This window comes from Limnospira sp. PMC 1279.21, assembly GCF_032349615.1.
Classification (GTDB): domain Bacteria; phylum Cyanobacteriota; class Cyanobacteriia; order Cyanobacteriales; family Microcoleaceae; genus Limnospira; species Limnospira fusiformis.
In genome coordinates, this window is record NZ_JARPLU010000242.1 from 1 (window position 1) to 5,110 (window position 5,110).

Annotated in this window: 2 protein-coding genes and 3 pseudogenes; 1 reads left to right on the plus strand and 4 read right to left on the minus strand. The window is 44.8% G+C overall.

Annotated elements, in window-relative coordinates; all coding sequences use genetic code 11:
* Positions 1-153: 153 nt before the first annotated feature.
* A pseudogene (locus P5683_RS22485) lies at positions 154-399 on the plus strand (zinc ribbon domain-containing protein); the annotation flags it as partial.
* A gap of 204 nt (positions 400-603) precedes the next feature.
* Here the strand turns inward: P5683_RS22485 and hpf are convergent.
* From hpf to P5683_RS22500, 4 genes and pseudogenes are all read right to left on the minus strand, one after another.
* Positions 604-1,242, minus strand: a complete 639-nt coding sequence (gene hpf / locus P5683_RS22490; RefSeq protein WP_006620899.1) for a ribosome hibernation-promoting factor, HPF/YfiA family — start codon at positions 1,240-1,242, stop codon at positions 604-606.
* A 346-nt stretch (positions 1,243-1,588) separates the two neighbouring features.
* Positions 1,589-1,660, minus strand: a pseudogene (locus P5683_RS26555) (HNH endonuclease); the annotation flags it as partial.
* Positions 1,661-1,932: 272 nt separating this feature from the next.
* A pseudogene (gene ltrA / locus P5683_RS22495) lies at positions 1,933-3,743 on the minus strand (group II intron reverse transcriptase/maturase).
* 1,012 nt (positions 3,744-4,755) lie between these two features.
* Positions 4,756-5,110: transposase (locus P5683_RS22500; RefSeq protein ID WP_315642029.1), on the minus strand; the 355-nt coding region annotated here is incomplete at its 5' end.

Consider the following 5,110-nt stretch of genomic DNA (forward strand, 5'->3'; position numbering starts at 1 on the left):
TGCCATGGATTCCGTTCTCAAAGCTGCGTCCTAACCACCTTGACTAATACTATATCTGGATGTGACGCACCCTACGAGCCGTGTGAGGTGAAAGTCTCAAGCACGGTTTTGCATGGGAGGGGGAGATGGTGACATCTCTCTCGACCCCTACTATGGGTGTGCTGGAAGCGTGGCGTGTATTTTGCCAAGGTTGAAGCAGCAGGCACCAGTCAAGAGTGCCCTCAATGCTCAACAGCGGTCAAGAAAGACCTCAGTATCCGGGTTCATAAATGTCCTGAGTGCGGCTACATCACCAATCGCGACGTGGCCGCCGCCCAAGTCATTCGGAACCGAGGGATTGCAGCGGCAGGGCTTACCGTCAAGAAGCTCGGTGAGGGTAAAGTCGTTGGACTCCCGTAGAACTGCGAATCCCCGCGCCTTTAGGCCGGGGAGTGTCAATCTTTTATCCAAGGGTGGGTTGATTAATCCCAACTAACTAAGGGCCTGATTCCTCAAACCAAGCCCTCGCGCCGCCTAACTCCCCGGTGACAGGCGCGACAGGCGAAACCCGCCACTAACCCTAATGGGAGTGTCAACTATATTATGTGGCTTCACCTACCTACTTTAAGGAGAGGTCGAAGCCCGTTCTGTCAATTCCGCACCAGTTTGACCATTACTGGTCGGAACGCTACCATTGCGGGGTTGGATGACTCCATAACCACCATGATGCGATCGCTGATAGATTACATTAATCTCATCAGTTTCAGCATTACGGAACATATAAAAATCATGATCAATAAGCTGCAACTGTTCTAATGCTTCTTGAATGCTCATGGGAGGCATGGCAAAATATTTCGTCCGCACCACTTCTTCTGGAAGTTTCACAGTGCGATCGCCAATTAAATCATCAACAATGGGCTTCTGTGCAACCACTTCACCAGTCTTAGGAAGCTGATATTGTTTCGCCATGCGTTTTTCTTTGTACTTACGCAATTGACGAGCAATTTTATCTGCTACTAGGTCAATACTGGCATAGAGATTTTCACTGCTTTCTTGAGCACGAATAACTGTGCCATTGGCATAAATCGTGACTTCAGCAGTTTGTCTTGGATTTATCCGAGGGTTCCGAGCCACAGATAAATGGACATCCACTTCGTTTGTCAATTGCTGAAAGTGACTAACAGCTTTGGCAATTTTCTGTTGTACATACTCGTGAATAGCATCGGTAATTTCAAGATTTTTACCCTGGATAACAAGCTTCATACAGCTCCCTCCCGATCATAGTGTGGGCTTAACTTCACCTTAACATTTTGCATTTCAGAAATGTAATTTCTTTAAAATCCTTTGCATCTCTTGACAATTCTTGATGGGTCAATTCACAGATCATCCTATTCAATCATCCATGATTGTCCAGAATATAACTGGCCGACCTATCACCTGGTTTTTCAGTCGTTCCACAGCGGTAGACTCCGGTTAAGAATTACTTTGATGATGCCCTTTGGTTCCCCCAAAATAAGGAAATTGTCGCAACTTAGTAGTGTCGAGAGAGAAGTCACCTTCTCCCCCTCCCATACAAAACCGTACGTGATAGTTTCCCATCATACGGCTCCTAGTCTGATTGCTCCATTGTTAGGGATACAGCGTTGGCATTGTCAAGTGCCGTCTTATCATCGTGACAGTAAAATCCTTTGCATCTCTTGACAATTCTTGATGGGTCAATTCACAGATCATCCTATTCAATCATCCATGATTGTCCAGAATATAACTGGCCGACCTATCACCTGGTTTTTCAGTCGTTCCACAGCGGTAGACTCCGGTTAAGAATTACTTTGATGATGCCCTTTGGTTCCCCCAAAATAAGGAAATTGTCGCAACTTAGTAGTGTCGAGAGAGAAGTCACCTTCTCCCCCTCCCATACAAAACCGTACGTGATAGTTTCCCATCATACGGCTCCTAGTCTGATTGCTCCATTGTTAGGGATACAGCGTTGGCATTGTCAAGTGCCGTCTTATCATCGTGACAGTGGCGGTGTAGTAGTTGAAGATTTTTGTATTCGTCCTTTCCGCCGAGACTTCGAGGTACAATGTGGTCTATTTCAACTATGTCTGATGGGGTAAAGTATTGCCCACACCAGGTACACTTGCCTTTTTGCTTCTTGAGTAGTTTTGCTACCCTTGTTGGCGTGTCGATTGCTTGTCCTTTTCTGGTTGCCCAATAAGTCCAATTTCCGTCGTATGGTGTTGCTTCAGGGCGTATTGTGGTATGTCTGGCAATCGGAGTGTAGCTATGTTTCCATAGTGTGTGTCCATCCTTGGTCTGGAATAACCAAGATTCATGCCTTTCTACCTCATTGCTAAGTTTAACTGTTCCATGTCTGAAATAGTTTCCTAGCTTCTCGTAAACTTGCCTTTCCGCATCTTGATACTGTCCATGCCCGTAACATCTGCCAGATTATATTGTCTAGCTTACCGAAGGTCTCTGATGAGACGACTCCTGAATAATAGTTTGACCATCCCCGAATAATCGGGTTTAGTTTGTTTATCAGGGCTGATTGAGGTGCTGTTTTATGTTGTTTGATTACACCTTTAATCACTTCTGTATGGGCTTTAACTGCTTTATTGCTGGGTTTAATGTGGGTTTTGAATCCCAACATTTTGTGAGGGGTTTTATTAAGTAGAAAACTACCTTTCCTTCGTTCCCCTAATTTCCCAGACTTGTATTTTCCTACCGGGTATTGCCTGATATTGAATCCGAGAAAATCAAACCCGGGTTCTTCTGTTTTGCCATTATACTCAATAGGTTTGAGTGTGTGACAAATTCGAGTCTTTTCAGGTTTAATCTCTAGTCCTACAGGTTTGAGCCATTCAGAAATAGCAGTCTTGCACTGTTCAATAATTTCGAGTGATGGTGATATTACTACGAAATCATCGGCGTATCTTATTGTAGTGGCTTGAGCCCTATTATTTTTCTTAGGATACATTGTTTCAATTAACCTAGCTATTCCATCCAGTGCGATGTTGGCTAGGAGTGGACTTATTACCCCTCCTTGGGGTGTCCCTGTTTCTGTATCATCGAAAACGCCGTTATCTAGCACTCCTGCTTTAAGCCATTGTTTCAGGTCTTTCTTTAGGTTGCTTGGACAATGAATTGTGTTCAGTAGATAATCATGGTTCACGGTAAGAGCATTTGGCTATATCTGCATCCAGTATGTAATAACCTCCTTTGTTTATACTTTGAAAGATTCTGGATATTGCATCATGGGCTGACCGTCCGGGTCGGAACCCATAGCTGTTGCTTTCAAACCTCGATTCCCATTCAGGTTCGAGTGCCGACTTTACCAAGGCTTGCCTTGCTCTATCTTGGATAGTGGGTATTCCCAGAGGACGTTTTTCATCCCTTCCGGGTTTTTGAATCCACACCCTACGCAGTGGTTTTGCTTTGAGATTTCCTTTGATACTCTTAGCTAGTTCCAGTCTTTGTCTTGGGGAGATTGCTCTCATTCCATCGACACCTGCTGTCTTTTTGCCTTGATTATCTTGAGTCACTCGCCGCACTGCTAAGAGTCGGGCATAATATGATTTCACCAGTAGACGTTGCCACCTTCTTGCTTTTGCGTCCTGTCCCGATTTAGCTGCTTGAAATATCCTCTTTTGGAGCTTGAAAACTTGACGTTGAACTTTCGCCCATGGTATAGCTTTCCATACACTCGTAGTCTTGATTGGCTTTGATTTCTCAAACCCTTTCTTTAAACTCGCTTTCGTCATAATGACTCCTACTAGACTCTATTCTTTACAATCAAACCGTGACTTGTCAGCATATCCCTGCCATTACAGCAGGGCGTTAGCTTCTGGTCACATCTCATCCCCTAATAGGCTGGCGCTTACACTTTCACTACTGTTTATCTCGACCAGATAATCAGAGCCTAAGAGGGGTTAAAACGTTCCGTTTATATGGGCATTCCGTCTTTAGACTTGTCCTATCCACCGGAGTACTTTAAAGGTCTGTGTAGGTGTTATATAAAGAACCCTACTTTTCCCCTTACCCTTTTGGGCGCAGCGTGTCAACCTATTTCGCTGCCTGCTAATGACGATGGTTCAAGTCGGAACATTCAGATTTCCTTAGTCATGGATGGTTGGCAGTGGTCGGATTATTGGGAATAGGTTTTCCCTCACGCCTTCCGTTCCCCGCTTCAATCCTAGGGTTGTGATTCCTAAAACTGGGGGTGGCTATCGCCGTTACTCTTTCCCACAATCGCCTAAGTGGTTTTAATACTCCTCCTTATGGTGTAATTGAGCATTACGATTTTCTTTGTGGGATTGACCTTGAGTTCCCTGCCTTGCTTTTCGCTTCGGGACATATAAACAGTTATGGGGATGGTCAGAAGCGAGGTTCTTATATTCAACCGATGGGCTGAAATCCCCACCAGGCGGTTATTTCGGGTATTACAACCCTATTTCATGCCTGAACGTCTCGCACTTTTAGGTGTAGCCTAGCTTTTTACAGTGTTATCGCTACTACTTTGGCTTACTTTTTTAAGTCCATCAAGATCCGCCATGTTTTAGCATATCTTTTCTGAACCCAAGGTCTTGCAACCTGAGCGGATATCCTATTATGTTACCACAATCTGCTCACCTGATCACCGACAGCCAGACTGACATAAATCTATGTAAAGTTTTGTCAAAAACCTCTTGCTTTTTGGGGTAATTTGTTGTATAAGTGCGGAAGTTGACCGTATCCTAATTGCTGTCGTGGATGTTATAGCATTAGTCAAGGTGGTTAGGACGCAGCTTTGAGAACGGAATCCATGGCATCATGGAGAGAATCAAACTGCTCAATACAATGGCGAATGCGGGCTTTCAACCACGAACAACATTTCTCTATCTTGTTGAGGTCTGGCGAATAAGGTGGTAGATAGAGCAAACGGCATTGAGCCGCCTCCACTAGCTCAGGAATCCGTCCCCCTTTATGAAACGTTGCATTGTCTAGCACTAGAGTCTGACCTGGCTTCAGTGTTGGAATTAAGATGAACTCCAACCACAACTCAAACACTGTCCGATTACAACAACCCTCAAAGCTAAAGGGGGCTAAGAGTTGTTGATGACACCATGGGGCCATATAGCTCACCCTGCCA

Excerpts from the sequence above, each read along its gene's own strand:
- hpf (WP_006620899.1), bottom strand. The coding sequence starts at position 1,242 with ATGAAGCTTGTTATCCAGGGTAAAAATCTTGAAATTACCGATGCTATT.